The following is a 24,589-nucleotide window of genomic DNA, read 5'->3' as shown; positions in this document are numbered from 1 at the left end:
CCGCCGCGACGGACTCGTTGAATTGGAGTGAGCCGTCACACGCCGCTCCTTTCCCCGTTTCCAGACGCATGCGCTTGCGCATGGGCTTTCGTCCCGTTCCCGCCGGCGACCCTGCGGATGGCCTCCTTCACGCGCGCATAGGTGCCACAGCGGCAAATATTGGTCATCGCGGCATCGATCGCCGCATCGTCCGGGTGCGGGTTGCGCGCCAGCAGATCGGCTGCGGCCATCAACATGCCGCTTTGACAGTACCCGCACTGCGGTACCTGACTCGCTATCCACTGCGCCTGCAATTGCGGCCCTTTGCCCTTGAGCCCCTCGATCGTCGTGATCTTCCGGTTCTCTGCCGCCGACGCCGGCAGAACGCACGAGCGGACCACCTCGCCATCGAGATGAATGGAACAGGCACCGCAGATGCCCATGCCGCAGCCGAACTTCGTCCCGGTCAGCCCAATCTCGTCTCTAATGACCCAGAGCAGCGGCATTTCCGGTTCGACGTCCACGTCGTACGGCTTGTCGTTGATGGTCACTTTCATCGGCTTTTCCGCTCGTGCATAAACATCGGGGTTAGAAGTAGTGCCGCACGCCAGTCATGACGCCAATCTGGTTGATGCCCGGGCTGGCCGGAAAGACACTCGCAACGCCCACGGTGCCGTCGGAATGATTGCGGGCCATGCCCCCCTCGATGTACAGATCGGTGGCTTTCGAGAGGTAGTAGTGCGCGCCGAGCTTGAAATAGCTCCCGTCACGATCGGCAACCTTGTCGGCGAGGAACGTATAGTCCGCGACGAAATCGAGGTAAGGCGCCGCGTGATAGGTCCCCTCGACGGAGTAGAAGGTCTGATTCGTGCCGATCGCCGGGTTCTTGAAGTTCGCCACGTCGAGGCCGACCCGGAAAATGCTGTTGCTATACATTGCGGCCACCGTGAAAGAACGCGCGACCGTATCGTTGCCCGCCGCGCCGCCCGGATTATTTGCGTCGAGATAGGCGGCATTGACCGCAATCGGCCCATACGTATAGAACAGCGCTACGGAGCGCACGCGGCCAGCCCCAAAGTCGCCTGCCACCCCGCCGAAGCTCTGCATATACTCGGCGCTCAGCCCGTGGAAGGTGGGAGACAGATACTTGACGGCGTTGTTGCTCCACGTGTACTGCGCGCCGGTGATGCCCGTCAGGTTCTGATAGATCGTGTTGGATAGCGAAGCGAAATTCGCATAGCCGCTCGCGTCGGATCGATAGAGCACGTCCGCGAACGGAGTGAAGCTGCGTCCCAGCTGAACGGAGCCAAAGTCCCCTTTCAAGCCCACCCATGCGCCCCGGTCGAACATATACGTGCCCGAGGTGGCGGGCAGGCGTGCGTTCGTGAGCGCACCGTTGCCCGCGAGAAAGCCGGACGCCAGATAGAAGTACGTCGAATAGCCGCCGCCCAGATCTTCGGTTCCCGTGAAGACAATCTGGCTAGTTTGTATGGCGCCCGACTGGAAAGCCCACTGTGTACTGTTGTTCGCGCTCGCGCCCGTCCTGAATCCAATCCCTCCGTCGATGATTCCCGCAAGCGTGACGCTCGACTGCGCATTCGCGGTTCCGAACATCGGACACAAGACAACGGATGCCAGCAAGTACTTCTTCATCTCCTTCTCCCGTCGTGATCTTCGAATTGCTTTCGTGATTGGTGTAGGGGCACCTAGTTGTGGCAGCTAGCCCCGCTTCTGCCGCCACCTGCCCAAGGTATGCTGGCGAAATCATCGGCGTTGACCGGATAGTCCTGGAAGTTTCTGTTTAGTCAACCGTATTAATGGATTTGCAGCCTGTGATTGCATCCTTCTGTAGCAGGATCGTCAGATCGCGATCGACTCGTCCGCCTGAGACGTGCCCGTTCTCGATGTATGACGCCGCAGCAGCACGATCAGGCCAACCGCGCACAGGCAAGGTATGCCCAGCATCAGGTAGATGTTGCGAACGCTCCACTGAAGCATCAGCAGTTGCCCGGCGAACATGGGTCCGACAATCGAACCGATCCGGCCAACGCCAATTGCCCAGCCGATTCCAGTCGACCTGACCGAAGTCGGATACGACTCGGCCGCAACCGCTATCAGCCCCGCACAACTCGCGGAAAGGAAGAACCCGGAAAGCGCCGAACTCATCAACACGTGGCTTAGCGAGGAAGTGAACATCCCCAATCCGCCAACCGACAATGTCGCCCCGAGGAAACTCCATGCCAGGACTCTGAAGTCTCCATACCGCTGCATCGCCGAGCCAACGAGAACGGTTCCTGCGACCGCGCCGATGTTATTGACCAGTAGAGTCGCCGCGGCTGCAGACATCGAGAAACCGACACGCTGAATCAGCGTTGGTGTCCAGAACGACACGACGATCAACGCCATCCACGCCATGAAGCACAACGCCCACAGATAAACCGTGCAGAGTGCCCGGCCCGACTGGAACAGCTTTCGCAACGGCACGCCATGGGTCTTCTGCTCGTTGATCACGAAGCGAATGTTGTGCGCCACGTTGCTCCCCGTTATCTTTGCCACGAGCCGGCCGATCTTTCGTCCGGGTGCCCCGCGCTTGACGAGGAATCCCGCGGACTCCGGCAGGGCGAAGCCCAGCAGCACGGCCACGCCGAGGGAAATGCATCCGCCTGCGAGAAACAAAGCCTGCCAGCCGGCCGTATGGATCAAAGCCGTGCTAACAGCCGCACCCAACATGCCCCCCAGCGGAACCGCTGCCCATAACATCGTCACGAGACGCGTGCGCAGCCTCAAAGGCAAATACTCGGCTGCCAGCCCGATGAAACAGGGCGACGCGCCGCCCAGCGCGAATCCAACAACGAAGCGATAAAGCAAAAGCTCCGTGGTCGAGTGCGCCAGCGCCGTAAGCAGGGTAAAGACTGCGAAGACAGATGTGGCGCCAACGAGCACCCAGCGTCTGCCCAGCCAATCGGCGGCAGGACCGAGCACCAGCGCCCCGGCAAAGAAACCCGCCTGTGATGCGCTAAATACGGGTCCGAATCCGGCGACACTGACACGCAACGCATGTGCGATCGAGGCGGCAGCCGGCCCGAGCAGCTGACTATCGAATCCGTCAACCAGCGCGACCAGCGCGCAAAGTCCATAGACCCTGATCTGGAAGCGGCCCAGAGCACCTTCTTCGATCAAACTCGTTACATTCAGGACTTCAAATTGTCTTGCAGCGGAAACTGATTCCAAATGATGGCTCAAAGATGATCCCCTCAATCTATGCACTACACCAGGGTTACGCACGTTTCCGGCAGATCCGCAAAGCGGCGTAACCCTGGCCGAGTCTTCCTGCGCAGGTGATTAGAGGTGGTCGACCATCCAGTCGGCGATCAGGCTCACCGCCGGCTCTTGCCGGTCCAGCTGCACGTGCGCCGCGCCACCTTCCGCACGCGTGAATACACGCAGTTGCTTGTGCGACGAGCCAATTTCGCGGTAGAGCTTTTCCGCATCCGACAAAGGCGTCTGCTTGTCGTCCTCGCCGTGAACCAGAAGGATGTCGCACGAGATCTGGTGTGCAATGCCCTCGAGCGTGAACGGCTCGAATTTGCGCAAGACCTCATCGAAGTCCGTTGCCCCCACGATGTTGAGCAGATGCTTGCCCGTCGTCCCGAGCGCTGCCCGATAGTCGACCGTGGCGCTTGCGCCCGGCTTGAGATTGAGACGCCGCACCCAGACCGCGTGGTAGTCGTAGATTGCGCCCCAGGCCACACAGGCCTTGATGCGCTTCTCGAATGCGACTGCGCGCGGCGCATAGTAGCCCCCCATGCTCGCTGCGATCAGGCCAACCCGATCCGGATCGACAATGTCCGCACGGCTCTTCAGGTAGTCGTACGCCGCGCCCGCAGCCACTTCAGAATCGTGACGGGCCTTCAGGCCGTTCAGGCGCAGGCTTGCGCCCTGGCCGGGGTTATCGACTGCGAGGCACGAGATGCCACGCGCAGCGAGCGCCTGCGCCATGAGCACCATCTCCTCTTTGGTGCCATCGAGGCCATCCGAGAGGATGACGGCAGGCGCCGGGCCGGACGTGCCTTCTGCTTTGACGAAGTAGGCAAAAAGGCTCGTGTTACCGAACGGCACTTGAACGACCTCGATCTTGTTCGGCTGCAAGCGGCCCGCATCCCGGAAGCAGGCGAGATGGTGCTCGTATGAGCTTGCCGCGCGATCGTCGTCCGGATCGACAAAAGCCTCCGCCCATTGCCAATAATGCGCGGCACGCATCAGCGCCGCAGCGGCCGTCTCGTTCTTGCCCTTCTGAAGCGCTTCCCTGCCAATACCCTCCACCTGAACGGCGAGCCGCTTCCAGGCGGTGTGCCACGCCTCGTTGTCTCCCTGCGGTTCAACCCTGGCAGCGGCCTGGAGATCTTGAAGGGCCCAGTGAATTTCGCCGAAGTGACCACCGCTCGCAAGGCAGCGCATTACCGCGAGCGACCACATGTAGTTGCCTGGAAAGTACTGAAACATTCTGATGTCCTTATCTCTAACTTCGAAGTCGATTGAAGACCGGCGTTACGACAGTGTCCGCAACGGCAAGTCGGCGTTCATCGTAGGAAGAGACGGCACGGTGTGCTTACCGAAATGTTCCACGAATATGCAGATAGTCCTGTTGCCTCAGTAGCATGTCTTCAACTCTTCTCAATCTCGCGAGCCGGTACTAAACTGCCTCCGAATCGAAACTCACCCGCTTGAATATGGTCGCCTCCTCCAGATCCGTTGAGCGTGCGCTTCATCTCGTCCGTCTGCTTGCCTCCGCTGGGCGGCGCGGTGCCGCATTGACCGAACTGGCGTCCTCAGCGGCGCTATCGCATACGACCGTCCACCGACTTCTCCAGCGCCTCATTGCGGAGCGGCTGGCACTGCAACTGGAAAGCAAGCGCTATGCGCTCGGACCGCTTGCATTCGAGCTGGGGATCGCGGCCGCCGCGCAGTTCGACGTCTGGCAATTCGCGCGCTCACTGATCCGATCCTTCGCCAACGAGGTTGGCGATACCGTCTATCTCGTTGTGCGCAGCGCAGGCGAAGCGGTATGCATCGAGCGCGCAGATGGGCCATCGCCGCTGCGCGTGCTGACACTCGAGGCAGGAAGCCGGCGTCCGCTCGGACTCGGCGCGGGCGGACTCGCCATTTTGGCCGCGCTGCCCCGCGGCGAGCGTGAAGAAGCCATCAGGAGCGTCACGCCTGCGATCCTTTCGCAAAGCACGTTGACCCGTGCCGGCCTTTACGACGCCATCGATCGCTATCATCGCGACGGCTACGCACTTGTGCGCAATCGGGTCACGCTCGGAACATCGGCGGTCGGCGTTCACATCAACGACGCGTTCGGTTCTCCTGTCGCGGCCATTAGTGTCGCCGCGGTCGACTCCCGCATGGCTGCCAAACGTGTTCTCGCTTTGGCACGGCGATTACAAACGGCTTCGAAGCAGATTCAGCACACGCTGAAGGACTATCCGGTAAGCGTTCGGTAGCTTGCACGTTCACAATAGCCGTAAGCCCGTCTTTGAGTTCCAGTTGCGACTCTCTCCCAATGTTGAACAGGAGTACAAAATGAATACTGCAAACGTGTGTCGGCGCAATTTTCTGCTGGTCAACGTCACGGCAATCGCTTCGGCCGCCTTGCTCGCAAAGACTCCTGCTGCGCTCGCCGCGGACAATCAGGTTCGGGAAACCGACCCAACCGCACAATCCCTCGGCTATCGTGCCGACGCTACACACGTCGACAAGACGAAATATCCGGCGTACATCGCCGGCCAAAACTGCGCCAACTGCGCCCTCTATCAAGGTCAGGCCAACTCGAGCTCCGGTGCGTGCCCGATCTTCGGCGGCAAGATTGTCTCCGCGGCGGGCTGGTGTAGCGCATACGCCAAAAAGGGGTAATGGCTTCTCGATCTGCGAGCCCGCGTGAACACTCACGCGGGCTCCACGCAGTGCCTACGCAAAGGGCATCGCGAGCAATACCGAAACGGGAGCGGAGGAACGATTCTTCAGCGCCCGCCCCTCATTCGGAGCCAGTCTGCACGAGTCGTTGGCGCGCAACACCACCTCCCCTTCTTCCGTCTGCACCGTAAGCTCGCCCGCAAGCACGACGTAGTGCTTCTCGAGCGCCGAAGCGGACATCGTCGTATGCCCGCCGGGCTCGATGGTCGAAACACCTATCCACAGCGACTGCGCAGGACCGGCTTCATGGCCCTGCAGCCTCACGCAGCGTATGTCGAAATGGTTCTCCGGAAAATACTGTGGAGCCTGGTCGTAGCGGGTGACGTTCATGGCTTGAGCAGCACCCGGTTCGTGGAGCCCCGCAGCACGGCCTGATACGCGAGCGCCGCGTGTTCAATCGAAAAGACAAAATCCTTGTTGATTGGAAACGGCTTCAATGCGCCGCTCTCGAACGAGGGCAACAACCGGTCCAGAATCAGCGCGCCTTCGATGCTGTCGAGCGCCAGCGTGTCGATGCCGACATACGTATGCTGACCGCGATAGAACGCAAAGATATCGAACGGCACAGCCCGATCGACTGTCGAGATGAAGATCTGGGTCCCGCGCTTCGCAAGCGCCTTGTTGGCCTGCTCGAAATACGGGCTGCCGACCGTGTTGTAAACGATGTCGGCGCCATGTCCGCCTGTTGCCTCGCGCACGACCTCGTCGATGGACTGAGACGACGCGTCGATCATGATCACCTCGCCGCTCGCGTGGCCCACATAGGGCTCGGCGGTCCGCTCGACCCCGAACACCTTTGCGCCTGCCATGGTGGCGAGCTGGATGGCGGCCTGACCCACTTTACCGTTGGCGCCCAGCACGAGAACAACGTCGCCTTTCTTGACGCCACCTGCGCGGCGCAAGCCCTCGGTGGCGGTGACGAACGGCACGCCAATCGCGCCGGCCTCGTCCATGCTCAGGCTCGACGGTTTTTCGCGCACGCCTTCCGCCGGAACGACCAGAAAGCGCCCATGCGAACCGTTGCGGCGGATTCCGAGCTCACCGCCGCTGCCCCACACCTCTTTGCCGAGCAGCGCCGCCGGTCCCTCGATCACCACACCGGCATAATCGCGTCCCGGCGTGCGCGGCCAGATCGCATGCGGCATCGCACCCAGCACAGCCTTGACGTCGCTCGGATTGACACCGGCGCTATGCACCTCGATCAGACATTCTCCTGCGGCAACGTCGAGTGCGCCCTGATCGACGAATTCAAGTTCAAGCGCGTCCACACTGGCGCTCGGGGCGGTAACATAAACTGCGTTCATCGTTGATTTTCCTGGTAGCTGAAGATAACTAGATTCGTACTTTTGTATCGGCTGGCGAGCGTGACGTAACGCGCCGTCGTGGCGACCATGTCGTCGCGCTCCTTATCGGTCAGCGGGCGCACTAGACGCGCGGGATGCCCGGCCCAAAGCTCGCCGGAGCCGACCACCTTGCCTGGAGACAACAGCGCGCCGGCGGCAAGCATCCCGCCCGATCTCACAACGGCCCCGTCCAACACCCGGGCGCCGAAACCGACAAAGCCCCCATCCTCGATCGTGCAAGCGTGCAGAATGGCGCCGTGCCCCACCGTCACGTCATTGCCGACGAGGACGGGCAACCCGCCTGTCGTACCGTGGATAACCGTGCCGTCCTGAATATTGGTGCGCTCACCTATCACGATCTTCTGCACGTCCGCGCGCAACACGCAGTTGAACCAGATGGAGCTTTGCGCGCCCACCGTCACCTCGCCTATCAGCCGGGTGCCGCTCGCAACAAAGGCGTGCGGGTCGACGGAGGGTTCAATTGGCATCGAAATATTCGCATTCCTCATCGATTAAGCCCCAAAAATTCCCGCGCTTCTTTGGCCGTAGCCAGTTCGCCGCCGAGCGACAACACGATGTCCCGGGCACGCTCGACCAGCGCGGCATTGCTCGGCGCGAGCACGCCTCTCGAGATGTAGATGTTGTCTTCGAGCCCGACGCGAACGTGTCCGCCCGCCAGCCACGACTGGGCGACCATCGGAAACTCAAAGCGGCCGACACCGAACGCCGCCCAGGTGGCCCCGGCGGGCAGCAGATTGCGCGCATAGAGCAAGGTTTCGGGCGAGGCCGAGAATCCGTATTTGACGCCCATGACAAAGGTCCAAAGCCCCGGGCCATCCAGCACCCCGTCATCGATCAAATCGCGCGCGAGGTGCATATCGCCGGAATCGAAGATCTCGAGTTCCGGCTTGACGCCCGCTTCCCGAATCACCGCGGCCATGCGCTTGACGTTTTTCGGCGTATTGATGACGACGTCGCCGCCGGAGTTCATCGTGTTGAGGTCGAGGCTGCAGATGTCGGGGCGCAGCTGGAGAATGTGCTCGACGCGCTCCTCCGGCCGCATCAGCGTCGTGCCGGGCGCCGCTTCACGAGGATTGTCGTCGCTGGGAATGAAGCGACCGCCGGGCCCCGTCGTCAGATTGATGATGAGGTCTGTGTTCTCGGCGCGGATGCGGTTGATCACCTCTTCGTAGAGGGCGATATCCATCGAGGGACGGCCGGTCTTGGGGTCCCTGACGTGAATATGGACGACGGCGGCGCCCGCGCGCGCGGCGTCGAGCGACGCTGTCGCGATCTGTTCCGGCGTGACGGGCAGCCCTGGATGCTGCTCCGGCTTCGTCAGGTTCCCGGTCACCGCGCAGGTGATGATGGTCTTACGTGCATGCATAGGATTACCTCGGTACCGGTCCGGCTAGTTCAGCCTTCTGCCGCCGTCGACCACGAGGGTCGTGCCGGTGGTGAAGGTCAGGTGCGTGGCACAAGCCTCGATTGCGGCCGCGATATCGTCGGGCGTGCCGATCCGGCCGAGCGGCGTGGTGCCGGCCACTTTCTCGTTGAAATCGGCGCCGCGGCCGGGCACGAAGGTCGTGTCGACCACGCCCGGAGCGACGTTCACCACGCGAATGTGCGGCGCCAGCGTACGGCCGAGCGATACCGCCATGATGTCGAGGCCGGCCTTCACCGCGCAGTACGCGACATTGCTGCCAACGCCCGTAGTTGCCGAAATGGACGACACGTTGACAACGAGGCCATCGCCGGATGCGACCAGAAGCGCCCGGAACGCGCGGATCGCCGCGAATTGCCCGCGCCAGTTGACCTTGAACATTTCATCGATCAACTCGTCGGAAAGCGCGTCGAGGTCCGCGTGGCTGACCGGCTTGGTAAAGCCTGCCGCATTGACCAGGATATCGGCCTTTCCATAGCGGCCCTGGACATCTTGCGCGAGCGCGGTCAGCGTCGCGCTATCGGTAATCGACGCGAGCGCCGCCATGTGCCCCGCGCCCGGCAAGCCCGCTGCGATCTCCTCGACGGCCTTGAGATCGTTCATTCCCACCACGACGACGCGTGCGCCCGACGCGGCGAGCCGGTGCGCGGCCGCCTTTCCAATACCGCCTGCGCCGCCGATTACCACGGCAACCTTACCTTCAAGCATGTTGTTCACCATCTCATCTACCTCGGTCATTTGATGGGGGGCGTCGGATACGTCGAGACGCCTTCCCCAAGAACAAAAGAGCATTCCAGCGTGTAATACGGCTCCTGCGCCGCGGGATGCGGCCCGCTGCCCGCCTCACGGCGTTCGAACTTGCCGACCAGATCGCGCGTCACGCCAAATACGACGTCCGACTCCAGATACTCCGCGTCGTCGGCAAAAATCTGCGAAATGAGCGTGGAATAGCCCTCGGCAACGACAACGAAGTGAAGATGGGCCGGGCGATAGGGATGCCGCTGCTGGAGGCGCAGGAGATCGCCAACGGGGCCATGCGTGGGGACCGGATAGCCGGCTGGACGCACGCTCCTGAAATCGAAAGCCCCTCGCGCATCGGTGAAGAAGTGCCCGCGCAAATTCATTTCCGACTGTTGCGGATCCTGGTTCTCGTAGAGGCCGACCGGCGACGCTTGCCACACATCGACGCGCGCGTTGCGGATGGGCTCCCGGTTCGTGTCGAGCACCTGGCCGCTGACGAACAGCGGCGAGCCCGACGTCGTGCTCTGCACAATGCAATCGCCATTCTCGTAATGTGGCGAGCCCGCCCGGTAGAACGGGCCAAGCAGCGCCCCCCCGGTGCGCTCCTCGTGCGCGGAGTTGTTCAGCACCTTCACCAGCGTCGAAAGCCCGAGCACGTCCGCGAGCAGCACCACCTCGTTATGGCTGTCCGTGCAGGTCAGCCCGACCTGCCTGATGAAATCCAGCCCTTGCTCGAACTCGTCGTCGGTCAGCTTCACTTCATGCAGAAACGCGTGGGCGTGCTTGACCAACGCATTCAGAATTTCCTTCAACCGCGGATTCTCTGTGTTCTCCATCGCCGCGTGGACGATCCCTGTTATCGACGCAGCATCTGTCACGATGCTGCTGCGCTGCTCTAGCCTGGCCATACCCTATCTCCTCTGCAATCGATTGCATCATAAGACCCAAAATCCCACATGTCAAAGCGATTTTGAAGATTCACATCGATGCCACGCACCGCATATTGCCCCTCTTTTGCATTGAAATTCGGGGGCAAATAGCCTATTCGTGGAAATCTTGACGTGGGAGCTAGCCGCATCGTAACATGCAATCGATTGCAATGCACAAGGAGATACACTTGCACTCCCGTCTGACTACGCTAAAGATTCTCGGCTTTGAGGGGGCGTTCAACCTGCCGCTTTGGGTGGGCGAGCACCAGCATCTGTTCGAGAAATATGGCCTGAGCACGCGCTTCGAATACGTGAAAGGCTCGGTCGACATGATCAACCGGATGAACGCTGGCGAGGCTCATATCGCCTTGACCAGCGTGGACAACGTGATTGCCTACACGGATGGCCAGGGCGAAACCGCGGATGGCAGCGCCCCCGATCTCGTCGCGTTCATGGGCGGGGATCACGGCTTTCTTTCGCTCGTCGCACGGCCGGACGTGGCGTCGGTTCGCGAGTTGAGGGGCAAGACGCTCGCTGTCGACGCGCTGACGACCGGCTTCGCGTTCGTCTTGCGCGAGATTCTCCAGCTCAACGACATTGGCTCCGATGAAGTGAAGTTCGATGCCGCGGGCGGCACGGGCAACCGATATCGCGCGCTGGTGGCCGGCAAACACGACGCAACCCTGGTTCGCACACCGTTCGAAAAGCTCGCCGAGCGGCAGGGATTCAAAACGCTGGCCTCGGCCGCGGCACTCTTTCCAGGCTATCTGGGCACCGTTGGCGCTGTGCTCGAGTCATGGGCGAGCGCAAACCGGGAACCGTTGATCAACTTCATTCTTGCGTACCGCGAGGCATTGACGTGGATCTTCGACCCGCGCAACGCCCCGGCGTGTTGCGAACTCCTGCGCGCCCAGTTTCCCGACCTCTCCGATGCCGACGCGCGCGCCGTGCTCGACGAACTCGTGCACCCCGCACACGGCTTGATCGTGGATATGGAAATCGAAGACGCCGGGCTCGCGCTGGTATCGCGCATACGGGATGCTCACGCGAGAACACCGCTCACTCGACCACGGGCGCCCTGCGTCGACCGGCAGTATCTCGGCGAAGCGCGCGCGTCCACGGCATGGGTACCCTGCTAACAGCATGAAGCGCCGGCAGGTGGAGTTGAACGTCAATCCACCTGCTCTTCCCCGCGCAACGCAGGTTCTGCCGATCAGTCGACGACCGCGATTGCCTGCACTTCGACGAGCATTTCCGGCTTGGCCAGACCCGCCACAGTAATCAGCGCGCTCGCGGGAAAGTTGTCGCCGAAAATCTCCTTGCGGACCTTCGTGAACTGGTCGCCGAATCTCGCATCCGTGATCGAAACCGTCATCGTCACGATGTCGGCCAGCGTCCCGCCGGCTTGTTCGAGCGTCTTGCCGATCCGCGCGAAGACCTCGTTCGCCTGCCCAATAAAGTCGCCCGCGAGCGATTTGCCGTTGGCATCTTCGACCACGGTCTGTCCGGCCAGCCACACGATCCTGCCGCCCTGCGTAATCACTGCGGGAGAAAACGCCCGCGCTTGTGCCGCATCCCGCTTGATGTACTGGCGGACCTGCTTTGAGGGTTGCTGCTTTTCCATGTTTGCCTCATTGATCAGTTCAATAAAAAACGCTTCACATGCTAGCCATGTGCTTCCAGGACACGGATCAGACGCGCCCCCTCTGCCCACAGCGGCTTCGGACGATGCATTGGGGCAGGTTGCCGATTTCAGTCCCCGGCCCCCTTGCCGCGCTGCCTGAAGCAACGCCTGGCTGGACACCGGTTGGCCATCCAAAACCAATACAATCGATTGCATTATTGATCGATGACAGCCGTGTTGTCAAAGGTTTGACAGCCCGATGGCCTCCCGTTGCATCTCTCCTATCCCCGTAATTCCGGGCTGATCTCCGGCGGGATTGAAACATCGGCCTCCCCGTAAACCCTAGTTTTCACATGCAATCGATTGCAATAAATTTCCCTCCGTAGGGCGAAACCTCGGCGGAGCGGTGTGGATCCCGCGGCGCCCGATCCAATCGAATGCGTTACACGTTACGCAACAGGAGCATCAGCATGGTGGTACGGCAATCAGTAACGGTCCGGTCGTTTATCAACGAGCGAGGCATGTCCGGGTTTCAGATCCGGACCTTTCTGCTCTGCTTTCTGATCCTGGTGACTGACGGTTACGACACCGTCGTCCTCGGCTTTATCGCACCGGCGCTCAAGTCTCACTTCGCTGCCAGCGCGGCACAACTGGCGCCGGTGTTTGGCGCCGGATTCTTCGGCCTGGCCGTTGGCTCGTTCGTCTTTGGCCCGCTGGCAGATCGCTTCGGCAGAAAGCTCACGCTAATCGGCGCCGTTTTAATTTTTGGTGTCCTGAGCATTGGTTCCGCGTGGTCGACGTCAATTGAAATGCTGGTTGCCCTGCGCTTCCTGACCGGGCTCGGCCTGGGCGGCGCGATGCCGAATGCCTATACGCTCGCGGTCGAATATAGCCCCGACCGCCTCCGCTCGACGCTCGTCGCCCCGCTTGGCTGCGGCATCTCCGCGGGCGGAGTTTTTGGCGGCCTCGTAGCTTCGCATCTGATCGGCCTGTTCGGCTGGCAATCCATGTTGATTCTGGGCGGGGCATTGCCGCTGTTGCTGGTGATCGTCCTGGCTGTCTGGCTGCCGGAGTCGATGAGCTACCTCGTCACGCACAATCGCCGGCACGAGGCGCTGGCGATCATGTCCCGCATTGCGCCGGACATCTCGCCCACCGAAACGCACCTCACGCTGGACGAAGCGCCGGCGCAGGGTTCACCGGTGGCCCATCTGTTGCAGTCGGGGCTGCGCGGCGGCACGCTGTTCCTGTGGGCCACGGGCTTCATGGCCTTGCTCGTGGTCTACTTTTTGGGGAACTGGCTGACGCTCCTCATTCAGGAAACCGGCGTCCCCTTCGGCCACGCATCGTTGATGACGGCGCTCTACCTGACGGGCAACGCCCTCGGCGCCGTCCTGCTCGGCTTTCTGATGGATCGCGCGAATCCGCACTATGTGGTGGCGGGCGCATTTCTGTGTGCGGCCGTCAGCCTGGCCTCGTTTGGCCATATCACGGGAATGCCGGTGCTGGCGCTCGCTGCGCTGTTTGTGACCGGAGTTGGAACGGGGGGCGCGATGACGGGCACCAGCATATTGTCCGCGGGGTTCTATCCCACGGTGGCGCGCGCCACCGGCGTGGCGTGGACGCTAGGCATGGGCCGCGTAGGCTCGATTGTCGGCTCGATGATCGGTGGCCTGATGTTGTCCGCCCATTGGCCGACCGCCGTCATGTTTGGGGTGGCTTCCGTTCCGGTTGCGATTGCCGCGATCTGTGTCTTCGGACTGAGCATCTATCGCCGACGCAATCCCGAGCCGGCGAGCGTTGTACTTTCGACGTCCTAGCCTGCTCGCAGCGCTTCAGTACGCCTCGTGCCACTCAATCCCGGATTGGCCATACGCAGCTTTTAATTAGCAAAACGAATTAATGTGATTATTGGAGACAGGACCGTCATGAAAATGAAATGGGGCGCGCTGTTGCTCGGCGCGGCGTCTGGGCTCGCCAGCGCACAAAGCAGCGTCACGCTGTACGGCATTATCGACAGCGGCATATCGTATTACGACCACGCGACAGCCAGTGGCGGCTCGGTGGTCGGCATGCCCACGCTGACTGGCGAAACGCCTTCTCGCTGGGGCTTGAAGGGCACCGAGGATCTTGGCGGCGGGTACAAGGCGTTCTTCGTGCTGGAGAACGGCTTTCAGCCGGGCACCGGTGCGCTCAATTACGGCGGCCGACTGTTCGGTCGTCAGGCGAATGTGGGTGTCAGCAGCGACTATGGCTCGCTCACTCTCGGCCGGCAGATGAACATGACGATGTATGCGATATCGAACGCCGATGTAATCGGGCCGTCGATTCATTCGCTGAACAACTTCGACTCGTACCTGCCGAACGCTCGCAGCGACAATGCCGTGGGGTACATGGGCAAATTCCATGGTGTTACGCTTGGCGCGACTTACAGCTTCGGCCGTGATGCGGCGGGCCCGGCGGGGCCGGCGGCAACCAACTGCGGGGGGCAGGTGCCGGGCAACTTCATCGCTTGCCGGCAATATACTGCGCTGCTTGCCTACGATTCCGCGAGCTTCGGTGTGGCCGCGTCATATGATGTGATGCGCGGTGGGGCCGGTGCTTCGGCGCCGCTTAACAACAGTGCCTATACGGATACGCATAATGTCGTTGACGGATATGTGGTGTTGGGGCCGACCAAGATTGGCGTTGGGTGGATCAGGAACAATGTTGCGGCCGCGACCCATCTGCAGACTGATATTTTCTTTGCGGGTGCTACGTACTTCGTGACGCCCAACCTTTCGTTCGATGCGCAGGGGGTGCGTTATCTGCAACGCGGGTCGGCAGGGAAGAATGATGCGAGTTCTACGTTGCTCGTTGCGCGTGCGAATTATCTGCTGTCCAAGCGGGTGACTGTGTATACGTCAGTAGGCTATATGTTTAATAGCGCGTTGGCCGCTAATCCGGTTGCTGCCGGAGGCACTGTTGGGGCTGGTTTGGACCAGCTTGGTGTGATGGTTGGGTTGCAGCATCGGTTTTGATCTGGATTGGCATTGCGTTGGCCTTAACTTGTTTTCGCGGCGGGCCGCAGGCGTTGCCCCTGTGCGGGGCGGCACCTACTTTTCTTTGCAGCCGCAAAGAAAAGTAGGCAAAAGAAAGCGGCTCACACCGCCAGTGTGACGCCGCCCCCCACTGCCCTGTCCTTCGGAGCGGCTCCGGAGCATCCGTCTCCTCGCACACGCCGCCTTAGTGACAAGGGGCTCATCCTTCCCGCCACGCGCTACGCACGGGCGGAAGGGTCTGCAAGAAAACCGGGCGGGCAGGCCGGCGAATGCGTTGGGGGCACCCGGTAAATGCGTAGGGATACTGACCGGTGAATGCCAGGGCGTGCTGGCTGGCGAATGCGTGGGCGAGCCGCCGATCGAATACACTGGAGTCCTACGAAAACGAGTGCATCCCACTGGTTTTGATTATGCCCCACGGCGCGCGGAGCGCCGCCGGATGGATGAGCCCTTAGTCACTCCGCTATACGCCGCGTGGTGACAGACGCTCCGGAGCCGCTCCGATATACAGGGCAGTGGTGGACTACGTCACACTAGCGGTTTGAGCGGCTTTCTTTTGCCTACTTTTCTTTGCCGCGGCAAAGAAAAGTAGGTGCCGCCCCGCACAGGGGCAACGCTTGCGGCCCGCCGCGAATACAAGTTAAGGCCAAAGCGCGAATTCATCGCGCCGCCCATCAAACTTCATTAGAAACAGAAGCGGCCCTATTCGTGCCGCCAGCCTTCGCAGACTTCCTGCCAGCGCCCTTCCGCGGCGCCCCCGTAGACCCCCGCACAATAAGCTTCGGCGGCAAAACCACATTCCGCGCCGGCCGATCAAGCGTTTCAATAGCCTGCTCAAGCAGATCGGCAGCCTGCCGCCCCATCTCCTTGTGACTAATACGAATAGTCGTCAACGGCGGCTCAACCATATCGACAAGCGGCATATCGTTATGCCCCACAATCGATATGTCTCGCGGACAATTCAACCCCGCTTCGCGAATGACATCGTACGCACCCAGTGCCAGCAAATCATTCGCGGCCACGATCGCGGTAATCCCGGGATGCGCGCTCAACAGCCGCCGCGCCGCCGCTGCACCTTGTTCACGCGTATAAGTCTCCGCGAACTCGGTGGGAGCCGAAGCCGCATCGAGACCATTGGCAGCAAGCGCATGGATAAAACCGCGATGGCGCAAATAACCCGTCGAATGTTCACGCGGTCCGCCCAGATGAGCGATCCGGCTGTGACCCAGTTCAACCAGATGATCCACAGCGAGTTGCGCGCCTAACAAGTCGTCCGATACCACGCCGGACAGTCGCGTTTCCTTCTCGGCACGATTGACCAGCACGCTCGGAACGCCCCGCTCGATGCAGAAGGTCACCAGCGGGTCGTCGCGGCTTGCCGTCGCGACAATGAGTCCGTCCACGCGCCGCGCGATCAACCCCTGAGCCAGATCGAGCTGCTTGTTGCTGTCGCCGCCCACATAGGCAACGATCACGGAGTAGCCGTGCTCGGAAAGACGCTCCGTCGCACCGGTCAGAATCGGCGTGAAAACATTGGTAGCGATATCCGGGACCAGGATGCCGACCAGCTTGGAGCGGCCGGTTCGAAGACTGGCCGCGACCGGGTCGAGTCGGTAACCCAGTTCTTCAGCCGCTTTCATGACACGGGCCACCGACTCGGGCACCACCATCGAGCGCGTCTCCGGGTTCAGTGCGCGCGAGACCGTCGAAACGTGCACCCCAGCCCGCTCCGCGACCTGCTTCATCGTCACGGTGCGCCGGTTATTGCCTGCTTGAGACGTGTTTGCTTTCACGACAGATCTACCTCCCCGCTTTTCCCATAGAAGGTCCCGAGCAATCACGACCTCTCCGTGGCCGGCTACTGCTGGATCGCACGCCCCCCCTTCCGAGTGAGTTCCTCGTGCCACGGCCAAGGCACATTATAAATAAGCCGCTACAAATTTTGCACAATCGATTGCAGAAAGAAGCGCAATCAGAGCAATCATCTGATTATTTTGCTGAGCGGCCACGGATGCGGGCTGGAGTCCAAAAATATCCGAATATTCCCGTTTTCCAAGGGTTTACCACGAAAAAACGCACTTCCTGACCGGCAACTCGCCGCCTCAAGTCACACCAAAAGCCCTTCGATTCAAAGGGCTTGAATTCTGCAATCGATTGCAATATAGTGGCTTCCAACGGGTCAATGATCCGCGCTTAGCGATCGAATCCGTCCCTGACGTGCGCGCCCTCACTGCGTAGAGCGCCTGTGACAAAGCCGGCCCGAAACCGGGCCGCGCGTGATCACGACAACGGCTTGCCGTGCACCTCAACACCGCTGCGTCAAAGGAAACGCCAACCCGGCGCTCACCAGGAACGACGCATCTTTATGCATTCGAATCTAAAGGAGTTGTTTGATATGGCCCTGACATCTATCGATAGATCCACCCTGAGCCGTCCGTACTGGAGCGCCATCGTCGATGGCAAGGCCGTGGAAGTCGACGCAAACCAGCCCGTCTTCACGGTTGAAGAAGCGGCAACCGGCAAGCCGCTTGGCAACGTCGTCTCTGCGGATGAACATCTCGTAGACCGCGTCGTGCGCAATTCCCGGCACGCTTACGAGTCGGACTGGAAGAACCGCTCGCCGCGCGAACGCGCGCAGCTGCTGCGCCAGGTTGCCGCCAAGATTCGCGAGCACGCAGACGAGCTTGCGGAACTCGAGGCCCGCGAAGTCGGCAAGCCCAAGCGCGACGCGCTGCGCTTCGATGTCTCGTACTGCCATGCCTGTTTCGACTATTTCGCGGGTCTCGCAGATACGCTTCACGGCGAGATCCTCGATCAAGGTCCGATTGAAGCGCGTGTCCTGTTCGAGCCGTACGGCGTCGTAGCGGCAATTCTGCCGTTCAACTGGCCGCCCATTCACTTTGCCAAGAAGTCCGCGCCCGCCCTTGCGGCCGGCAATACGGTGGTCGTCAAACCCGGCGAGCAAGCGCCGCTTACGGTGCTGCGTCTGGTCGAACTGGCCAATCAGGTGCTGCCCCCGGGTGTGCTGAACGTCGTTCCCGGTATCCACGCCGGTCCGGCACTCGCTTCGCACCCGAAGGTCGAGCGCATCAGCTTCACCGGTGCGACGGCCACGGGCCGCCGCGTGTTGCAGAGTGCGGCGGAAAACATCACCTACGCAACCATGGAGCTTGGCGGCAAGAACGCGCTGATCGTCCTCGAAGACGCCGACATGGACGTTGCGCTCAACGTCGCCATCGAAGGGATGTTCTACAACCAGGGCGAGGCGTGCACTTCCACCGCCCGTATTCTCGTGCACGAATCGCGCTACGCCGAGTTTGAAGAGAAGTTCGCGCGGGCAACCGAAAAGCTCGTGGTCGGCAACGGTCTCGACGCCAAAACCGACATCGGGCCGATGGTCGACGCCAGGCAACGCGATCGTGTGATGGGATATATCGATATCGCGCTTCGCGAAGGCGCAAGACTGGTCACGCAAGGCAAGCTGCCGGAAGACGAGCAATACAAGGACGGCTACTGGGTGCCGCCAACGGTTCTCGCCGACGTGACGCCAACCATGACGGTCGCACAGGAGGAGATTTTCGGCCCGGTAGCCTGTCTGATGCGCTTCAAGACCGAAGAGGAAGCCGTCGAGATCGCGAATGGCACCGCTTACGGTCTCACCGCCGCGATCTGCACGACCGATGAGAACCGTGCATGGAAGCTGGCGCCGAAGCTCGATGCAGGCATGATCTTCGTGAACAACTATATGCGGCGTGCGTTCCTTGGTTCGCCTTTCGGCGGTGTGAAAGGCAGCGGCTTCGGCCGCGAGAATGCGACGGAGACCCTGAAGGAATTCGTGCGCTCGAAGAATGTCCGCTTCCCGTCCGGTAAGGAGCCCGTACCGACCTGGCCGCCGAAGGACTGACCTGTCGATGCCATGAACAATGGCATCGACAGTGGCAACAACCAGGGGGCGCTGCCACGCGTGGCTCCGCTCGCGCGGTGGGGCCCCCAGACGATCAAGTGACGATGGAAGAGAGACAATGAAGAAAGTTCTTATCAAGAACGGTTACGTGGTAACGGTCAATCGGGAGCGCGAAATTTTCGAGCGTGGCGCGGTGGCTGTTACGGGCAAGCATATCTCGGGGGTCTATGCCCATGAAGATACCCCGACCGACGGATTCGACGAGATCATCGACGCAAGCGGTTGCCTCGTGATTCCCGGGCTCATCAATCTTCATCAGCATACGTGGTACTCGATGTTCAAAGGCATCGCCGACGGCTTGCTGCTGGAAGACTGGATTACCGACATTGTCTTTCCGATCGTCGCCAATCTTTCCGACGAAGCAATGCGGCTGGGCAGCTATCAATGCGGACTCGAAATGCTGGCCACCGGCACGACGACCTCGTTCAATCATTCGGTCACCGTAACGGACTCGAATACGGTGCGGGCCATCGTCGAACCCCAGGCGGAAATCGGCATCCGCCAGTTCTTCGGCAAGGAGCTGCGCTGCAGAAACGACCGCTTTGTCGAGCACCCGCTTTCCCTGGACGAATCGCTCGCAGCCGCCGAGGAAGAAATTCTCTACTGGGATGGCAAGCACGACGGCCTGGTGCGCATGGGCCTCGTTATCGAGGCGAATGCCCATTGGACGTCGTCCGGCATGAGCACCGAAGAGCTGATCGTGCGCGGCACGGAGCTGGCGCGCAAGCTTGGCGTGAAGATCAGCAGCCACATCGCGGCAGGCACGTTCTCGACGGAACAGGGCTTTCTCAAGCACCTGCGCGAAACCGGCCGAACCGACGTGCGCTACCTGATGCAGCTCGGCGTGCTCGATCAACAATGGATGCTGATCCACGGCATCCATTGCACAGAGCTCGATCTCGAACAGATGGCCCATGTTGGCGCCGGGCTGGTCTATACGCCAACCAGTGAAGCGATTCGCGGCGGCGGCATCGCCCCGGCCGCGAACGCGCTGCGCGCGGGCGTGCCGACCGCCCTCGGAACCGACGGCGCCATGGTCGACTACACGAACGACATGCTCGAGCAGGTGAAGGCCTGTGTGCTCTTCCAGCACCAGCGTCATCTGGATCCAACCCGGATGTCTTTCGAGCGCAGCCTGGAAATGGCCACGATCAACGGTGCGCAAGTGCTGGGCGTGGCCGATCAACTGGGATCGCTCGAGGCAGGCAAGCTCGCCGACATCGCCGTCTTCGATATGCGCAAACCGCACGTCGGCTCCTTGCAGCGTCCCCTTTCCGCGTTTATCGGCGCCGGCAAAGGCACCGATGCGAAGTACGTCATGGTCAATGGCGAGATCGCCTGGCGCGAAGGGGCGTTCACGCGTTGCACCGATAGTCGCGGCATTCTGGACAGCGTGGAGCGCCTCGCCCCCGAGATCGTTCGCAAAGCGGGGCTTTCATCGAGACTCGATCCGCAATGGAAACGTCTCGCGTATTGAAGGCTCCGACATGATCTGAACCCGCCTGCCAGCGCGTCTTCCTCAGCACTGCACAGCAATGGGAACGCGCTCCACCAGAAAGTCGACGAACGCCCGCACGGAGGGAAGCAGGCCCCTCCTCGAGGGCATGAGCAGGCTGATAGTCGCCACGCCCGCTGTCCATCGAGGCAGTACACGCACGAGCTGCCCCGTCTTCACCTCGGCCTGCCCCACGTATCCCGGCAACGCCACAATGCCGACGCTCTGGCACGCCGCGACTTTCAGCGTGGCCATGTCGTCGCTCAGCAGCTTCGGCTCGAAGGGAATCACTTCGGCCCGCCCGGCATCCGGCGATTCGAGCAGTCGCCACGCGTGCGTGTCGTGGCCACCGCCGAGCGCGACGCCGTCGTGCTCCGCGAGATCGGCGGGCGACCTGGGCACGCCCTTGCGCTTCAAATACGCCGGTCCGGCAAAGAGGTGCCAGGGCGTCGTCGCCAAATAGCGCTGGACCAGCGTGGAATCGGGCAGCGGCGTGGAATGCGCGCGAAGACACAAGTCGAAACCCTCCTGAAGCGGATCGACGTGCCGGTTGGTGGCGTGCTGAACGATACGCACACGCGGATACCCGGCCATGAACTTCGGGATCAACTCCGCCAGCGCCAATTGCGCGAACGCGACCGAGCACGTCATGCGTATGGTTCCGCTCGGTTCCGCCGTGCGTTGACGCACGACGCTCTCGGCGGCTTCGGCTTCCACCAGCATGGCGACCGCGTGCTTGTAAAACGCCTCGCCGACGTCCGTCACGACGAAGCGCCGCGAAGTCCGCTGGATCAGCCTCGCATCGAGCGTGGCCTCGAGTGCGAGGATGCGACGGCTCAAACTCGACTTGGGCACATCGAGCGCATGGGCCGCCGCGGTGATGCCTTTGTGTTCGACCACTTGCACAAAGTAGTAGACATCGTTCAGATCGAGCATCATCCCCCCTTTTAGGCACAAAGTCTCATGGATGGGATGATAAGTCCATTTTTCCTGGATTGTTCGGGGTTTGTCCCATGGCTATAGTCCATTCAAGCCCGAGACGTTGATCGACCGACCACGTGGACGGGCACGGAGCCCATCATGGATCGACGCCAATTCCTGAATCAGTCGAACGCCGCTGTCGCAGCCACCGTGCTCGCCGCGGGCACGAGCCTCTTCGGCGCAACGCAAGCCGCAGCCGCAACCCAACCTTCCAGCGGAAACAAGATCATGAACTCGACCTCATCTCACGTCCTCGAACGCCTGACCCGCGATAACGCAGTCCTGCTTCTCGTCGATCATCAGGTGGGCCTCTACACTGGCGTGCGCGACATCGAAACCCTGCAGCTCAAGCACAATGTCGTCGGGCTCGCGAAGGCGGCCCTCGCGCTGAAAGTGCCGGTGATCGTCACCACCACGACGGAAAAGATGTGGGGGCCGCTGATCCCCGAGCTGGCCGCGGCGCTGCCGGGCATCCGGCATATTGAACGGACCACCGTGAATGCCTGGGACGACCGCCGTGTGGTCGAAGCGATCAAAGCGACCGGCCGCAAGAAGCTCATCATCACCGGCATCTCCACGGACGTCTGTCTCGCGTTCCCGGCGATCTCGGCAGTCGCCGACGGTTATGCGAGTTACGCCGTCATCGACGCATCGGGTGGCTTCAGCCAGACGCAAGTCGATATGGGCGTGCTGCGCATGCAGCAAGCGGGCGTGATACCGGTTGGCTATTCGAATGTGGCCGTCGAGATGCTTGCCGACAATGCGGCGCCCGAAGCACAAGCCGTCTACGCCGCACTGGGAATCCCGTTCGCGGGTCTCGTCTTCGATCTGAAGCAGGCCTTTTCCAAAGGCTAAACGTGGTCGTCATGCACGGATGTGTCCGCATCGTTTGTCCATGAGCCGGGAGTCTGAATCCAGCACGCCAGACGACAAAAACACCGTCGAGTCCAAGCCGTAGTGTCAGAATAGATTTCCCGACAACTGACGGAGTGTGAAATGACCAGACCGCTCTCCTCCGAGGAAAGGCTCACCAGGCACAACGCAGTTTTGTTTCATGTAGACCATCAAGAAGGCCTCTACACCGGGGTGCGAGACATCGCCACGCTTGAACTGAAGCACAACGTGACCGGCCTCACCAAGGCGGCGCTCGCGCTCGGCATTCCTGTCGTGGTGACCACCACTACGGAAGGCATGTGGGGGCCCATGATCCCTGAACTGGCTGCTGTGCTGCCAACGCACAAAGTCATCGAACGAACGACCGTCAATGCCTGGGACGACCCACGGGTCGTCGAGGCCATACACGCGACGGGCCGAAAACACCTCATCGTGACCGGCATCTCAACTGACGTCTGCCTGGCTTTTCCCGCCATTGCGGCGCTGCGAGATGGCTATACGTCGTACGCGGTCATCGACGCCTCGGGAGGGTTCTCGCAAACTCAGGTGGACCTTGGCGTCGCCCGTATGGTGCAGGCCGGCGTGATCCCGGTAGGCTATTCGACCGTTGCCGTCGAACTGCTTGCCGAGAATGCGGCGCCCGAGGCGCAAGCCGTGTACGAAGGCCTCGGTATCCCGTTCAGCAATATGGTGTTTGGTCTGAAGCAATACTGGCAATCGTAAGCCCCAGTCCACCTGGCAGCCGATGGACACTGGCATTACACCGGCGAGCTTTTTGTGCAATGCGCTCGCCGGCTTCCTTTATCGCTCGTATTCGGCGCCCAATGCCGGCATGCGCTCGTTTTGAAACATGAAATACGTCAATCTGATTATCGTCTGTGCTTTCTTTTCCGCGGGAATCGTGAATCTGGCCGGACCTTCATTCATCCGCGCCGAATTTGCAAAATGGGGCTACCCGAACGGGTTCAGAGTCGCCATCGCGATCATCGAGTTGATCGGGTCGCTTGCCCTCCTCTTCGCAACGACGCGAATCGCCGGCGCTTCCATTCTGCTTGTGGTTATTTTGGGCGTGCTGGCTTCATTCTCCCGCTCGAGAGAATGGATGAAGATGCAGTATCCGCTCGTATTGCTCCTGCTTTTGATTGTCACTCTGAGCCAAACTTTTCCGTTGGGCTGACTGGCTCAGCTTCAATGCTTGCGAGGCGCTAACTTTCGGTTTCCTGACTGACGCCGCCCTCTATATAAGCTTTGAGTCCCGAAGCCAGCGCCGCAAACGTCACGGCGCAGCGAGCGCTCCCGCGCAAATCTTCATGCATGGCGACCCAAGTGTCCATCGTGAATGAAAACTCACTCGCGAGAATCCGGACCAGCCTCGGATCTTTTGCCGCCAGCGGCGCCTGGCACGCACCAACACCAAATCCAGCGCGAATCGCGCCCAACTGAGCCAGGTCGCTATCGGCTCGAAATGCAAAGCGGCTCCGCGAAAAATCTTTGACTTTCCCCTGGACCGAACGAATAAATGCGGTCTCCTTATCGAATCCAATGATCGTGTGGCGAGACAACTCGCTCATCGACTTCGGCACACCCTGTTGCGCCAGATACCGTTCATGGGCGTGCAGACCGACTTCGATCGCGCCGACGCGCTGCGCAACCAGCGCCTCCTGGACGGGCCGGAACATGCGTACCGCAATGTCCGCCTCACGAAGCAGAAGGTCCTCCACCTTGTTCGACAGAACAAGTTCAATGCTCAGCTCCGGCTGCTCGTTGCGCAGTGCGGCCAGTATCGGCGGCAGAACCTCGACGCCGATCACCTCGCTCGCCGTCACCCGCACCGTGCCGCGGACCCCGGTTCCGTGACCGCTCGCCACCCGGCGCAATGCGGCCGTTGTCGCAGCAAGACCGACGGCATAGGGCCTCAGCTCGTTGGCCGCATCGGTTGGCGAAAACCCGTCGAACGAGCGCGTAAACAGCTTGAGTCCCAGCGCCGCTTCGAGACTTTCGATGTGGCGGCCGACGGTGGGCTGCGTGAGGCCCAGCGCGCGCCCGGCTGCCGATAACGAACCCGTTTCCAGCACTTGCAGAAAACTCCGGTACCACTCCCAGTTCGGCTCGGTTTCGCTCATGATCCCGTTCAGATTTGATGCCATACATAAATGTATAGCCGGTACGCGCTTTTCGCCA

24 protein-coding genes are annotated in these 24,589 nt (G+C 61.1%); 10 read left to right on the top strand and 14 right to left on the bottom strand.

Going from position 1 to position 24,589, the window contains the following annotated elements:
- Window positions 1–35: 35 nt before the first annotated feature.
- The 4 genes from E1956_RS36055 to E1956_RS36040 all read right to left on the bottom strand — a co-directional run bounded on the left by E1956_RS36055 (window position 36) and on the right by E1956_RS36040 (window position 4,482).
- On the bottom strand, window positions 36–536 hold the full coding sequence (locus E1956_RS36055; protein WP_134758157.1) for a (2Fe-2S)-binding protein: 501 nt from the start codon (window positions 534–536) through the stop codon (window positions 36–38).
- 31 nt (window positions 537–567) lie between these two features.
- Entirely contained in the window at window positions 568–1,632 is a 1,065-nt protein-coding gene (locus E1956_RS36050) for a porin (protein WP_134758156.1), read from the bottom strand.
- A 207-nt stretch (window positions 1,633–1,839) separates the two neighbouring features.
- Window positions 1,840–3,222 (bottom strand): MFS transporter, encoded by a 1,383-nt coding sequence (locus E1956_RS36045; protein WP_167760234.1) that lies wholly within the window; start codon window positions 3,220–3,222, stop codon window positions 1,840–1,842.
- Window positions 3,223–3,321: 99 nt separating this feature from the next.
- Complete coding sequence (locus E1956_RS36040; RefSeq protein WP_134758154.1) at window positions 3,322–4,482, bottom strand: alpha/beta hydrolase family protein; 1,161 nt, start codon at window positions 4,480–4,482, stop codon at window positions 3,322–3,324.
- 227 nt (window positions 4,483–4,709) lie between these two features.
- On the opposite strand from E1956_RS36040, the gene E1956_RS36035 reads away from it, so the two are divergent.
- Together E1956_RS36035 and E1956_RS36030 are read left to right on the top strand one after the other, a co-directional pair.
- Complete coding sequence (locus tag E1956_RS36035) at window positions 4,710–5,483, top strand: IclR family transcriptional regulator (protein WP_232072414.1); 774 nt, start codon at window positions 4,710–4,712, stop codon at window positions 5,481–5,483.
- A gap of 79 nt (window positions 5,484–5,562) precedes the next feature.
- Window positions 5,563–5,892, top strand: coding sequence for a high-potential iron-sulfur protein (locus E1956_RS36030; protein WP_134758152.1), 330 nt, complete (start codon window positions 5,563–5,565; stop codon window positions 5,890–5,892).
- A gap of 54 nt (window positions 5,893–5,946) precedes the next feature.
- Here E1956_RS36030 and E1956_RS36025 read toward each other — a convergent pair whose 3' ends face one another.
- Genes E1956_RS36025 through E1956_RS36000 form a run of 6 tightly spaced genes read right to left on the bottom strand, consistent with a single transcriptional unit; the run spans window position 5,947 to window position 10,388 of the window.
- Window positions 5,947–6,282, bottom strand: coding sequence for a cupin domain-containing protein (locus tag E1956_RS36025; protein WP_134758151.1), 336 nt, complete (start codon window positions 6,280–6,282; stop codon window positions 5,947–5,949).
- Complete coding sequence (locus tag E1956_RS36020) at window positions 6,279–7,256, bottom strand: quinone oxidoreductase family protein (protein ID WP_134758150.1); 978 nt, start codon at window positions 7,254–7,256, stop codon at window positions 6,279–6,281. Before E1956_RS36020 ends, E1956_RS36025 begins: the two co-directional genes overlap by 4 nt.
- The gene (locus E1956_RS36015; RefSeq protein WP_232072336.1) at window positions 7,253–7,783 is read right to left on the bottom strand and encodes a gamma carbonic anhydrase family protein; all 531 of its coding nucleotides are present in this window, start codon (window positions 7,781–7,783) and stop codon (window positions 7,253–7,255) included. Before E1956_RS36015 ends, E1956_RS36020 begins: the two co-directional genes overlap by 4 nt.
- Before the next feature lie 17 nt (window positions 7,784–7,800).
- Window positions 7,801–8,682 (bottom strand): beta-keto acid cleavage family enzyme, encoded by an 882-nt coding sequence (locus tag E1956_RS36010; RefSeq protein ID WP_134758148.1) that lies wholly within the window; start codon window positions 8,680–8,682, stop codon window positions 7,801–7,803.
- 24 nt (window positions 8,683–8,706) lie between these two features.
- Window positions 8,707–9,447, bottom strand: a complete 741-nt coding sequence (locus E1956_RS36005) for an SDR family NAD(P)-dependent oxidoreductase (protein WP_232072334.1) — start codon at window positions 9,445–9,447, stop codon at window positions 8,707–8,709.
- Between the two features lie 26 nt (window positions 9,448–9,473).
- The gene (locus E1956_RS36000; protein ID WP_134758147.1) at window positions 9,474–10,388 is read right to left on the bottom strand and encodes a dioxygenase family protein; all 915 of its coding nucleotides are present in this window, start codon (window positions 10,386–10,388) and stop codon (window positions 9,474–9,476) included.
- A gap of 209 nt (window positions 10,389–10,597) precedes the next feature.
- Between E1956_RS36000 and E1956_RS35995 the strand changes: the two genes are divergently transcribed.
- Window positions 10,598–11,548, top strand: a complete 951-nt coding sequence (locus E1956_RS35995) for an ABC transporter substrate-binding protein (RefSeq protein ID WP_167760233.1) — start codon at window positions 10,598–10,600, stop codon at window positions 11,546–11,548.
- 74 nt (window positions 11,549–11,622) lie between these two features.
- Here E1956_RS35995 and E1956_RS35990 read toward each other — a convergent pair whose 3' ends face one another.
- A complete protein-coding gene (locus E1956_RS35990) occupies window positions 11,623–12,249 on the bottom strand; it encodes a RidA family protein (protein WP_232072332.1) in 627 nt (208 codons plus the stop codon).
- A 305-nt stretch (window positions 12,250–12,554) separates the two neighbouring features.
- On the opposite strand from E1956_RS35990, the gene E1956_RS35985 reads away from it, so the two are divergent.
- Both E1956_RS35985 and E1956_RS35980 read left to right on the top strand, forming a co-directional pair.
- Window positions 12,555–13,853, top strand: coding sequence for an MFS transporter (locus tag E1956_RS35985; protein WP_232072330.1), 1,299 nt, complete (start codon window positions 12,555–12,557; stop codon window positions 13,851–13,853).
- Between the two features lie 108 nt (window positions 13,854–13,961).
- Window positions 13,962–15,053: a porin gene (locus E1956_RS35980; protein ID WP_134758144.1), complete on the top strand. Its 1,092-nt coding sequence runs from the start codon at window positions 13,962–13,964 to the stop codon at window positions 15,051–15,053.
- A gap of 695 nt (window positions 15,054–15,748) precedes the next feature.
- Here E1956_RS35980 and E1956_RS35975 read toward each other — a convergent pair.
- Entirely contained in the window at window positions 15,749–16,867 is a 1,119-nt protein-coding gene (locus E1956_RS35975; RefSeq protein ID WP_232072328.1) for a LacI family DNA-binding transcriptional regulator, read from the bottom strand.
- A gap of 602 nt (window positions 16,868–17,469) precedes the next feature.
- Here E1956_RS35975 and E1956_RS35970 point away from each other — a divergent pair.
- On the top strand, window positions 17,470–18,978 hold the full coding sequence (locus tag E1956_RS35970) for an aldehyde dehydrogenase family protein (RefSeq protein ID WP_134758143.1): 1,509 nt from the start codon (window positions 17,470–17,472) through the stop codon (window positions 18,976–18,978).
- 118 nt (window positions 18,979–19,096) lie between these two features.
- A complete protein-coding gene (locus E1956_RS35965; protein WP_167760232.1) occupies window positions 19,097–20,515 on the top strand; it encodes an amidohydrolase family protein in 1,419 nt (472 codons plus the stop codon).
- Between the two features lie 42 nt (window positions 20,516–20,557).
- Here the strand turns inward: E1956_RS35965 and E1956_RS35960 are convergent, their stop codons facing one another.
- Window positions 20,558–21,472: a LysR substrate-binding domain-containing protein gene (locus E1956_RS35960; RefSeq protein ID WP_335930038.1), complete on the bottom strand. Its 915-nt coding sequence runs from the start codon at window positions 21,470–21,472 to the stop codon at window positions 20,558–20,560.
- Between the two features lie 141 nt (window positions 21,473–21,613).
- Here E1956_RS35960 and E1956_RS35955 point away from each other — a divergent pair, with 141 nt between their 5' ends.
- The 3 genes from E1956_RS35955 to E1956_RS35945 all read left to right on the top strand — a co-directional run bounded on the left by E1956_RS35955 (window position 21,614) and on the right by E1956_RS35945 (window position 23,585).
- Window positions 21,614–22,369: an isochorismatase family protein gene (locus E1956_RS35955; RefSeq protein WP_134758141.1), complete on the top strand. Its 756-nt coding sequence runs from the start codon at window positions 21,614–21,616 to the stop codon at window positions 22,367–22,369.
- A 141-nt stretch (window positions 22,370–22,510) separates the two neighbouring features.
- Entirely contained in the window at window positions 22,511–23,131 is a 621-nt protein-coding gene (locus E1956_RS35950; RefSeq protein WP_134758140.1) for an isochorismatase family protein, read from the top strand.
- Window positions 23,132–23,258: 127 nt separating this feature from the next.
- Window positions 23,259–23,585, top strand: a complete 327-nt coding sequence (locus E1956_RS35945) for a DoxX family protein (protein WP_134758139.1) — start codon at window positions 23,259–23,261, stop codon at window positions 23,583–23,585.
- A 28-nt stretch (window positions 23,586–23,613) separates the two neighbouring features.
- On the opposite strand, the gene E1956_RS35940 is transcribed toward E1956_RS35945, so the two are convergent.
- Complete coding sequence (locus E1956_RS35940; RefSeq protein WP_134758138.1) at window positions 23,614–24,531, bottom strand: LysR family transcriptional regulator; 918 nt, start codon at window positions 24,529–24,531, stop codon at window positions 23,614–23,616.
- Between the last annotated feature and the right edge of the window lie 58 nt (window positions 24,532–24,589).

Source organism: Paraburkholderia pallida (assembly GCF_004524855.1).
Lineage (GTDB): Bacteria > Pseudomonadota > Gammaproteobacteria > Burkholderiales > Burkholderiaceae > Paraburkholderia > Paraburkholderia oxyphila.
The sequence above is the reverse complement of the archived record's forward strand: the minus strand, read 5'-3'. Positions and strand labels throughout refer to the sequence as shown.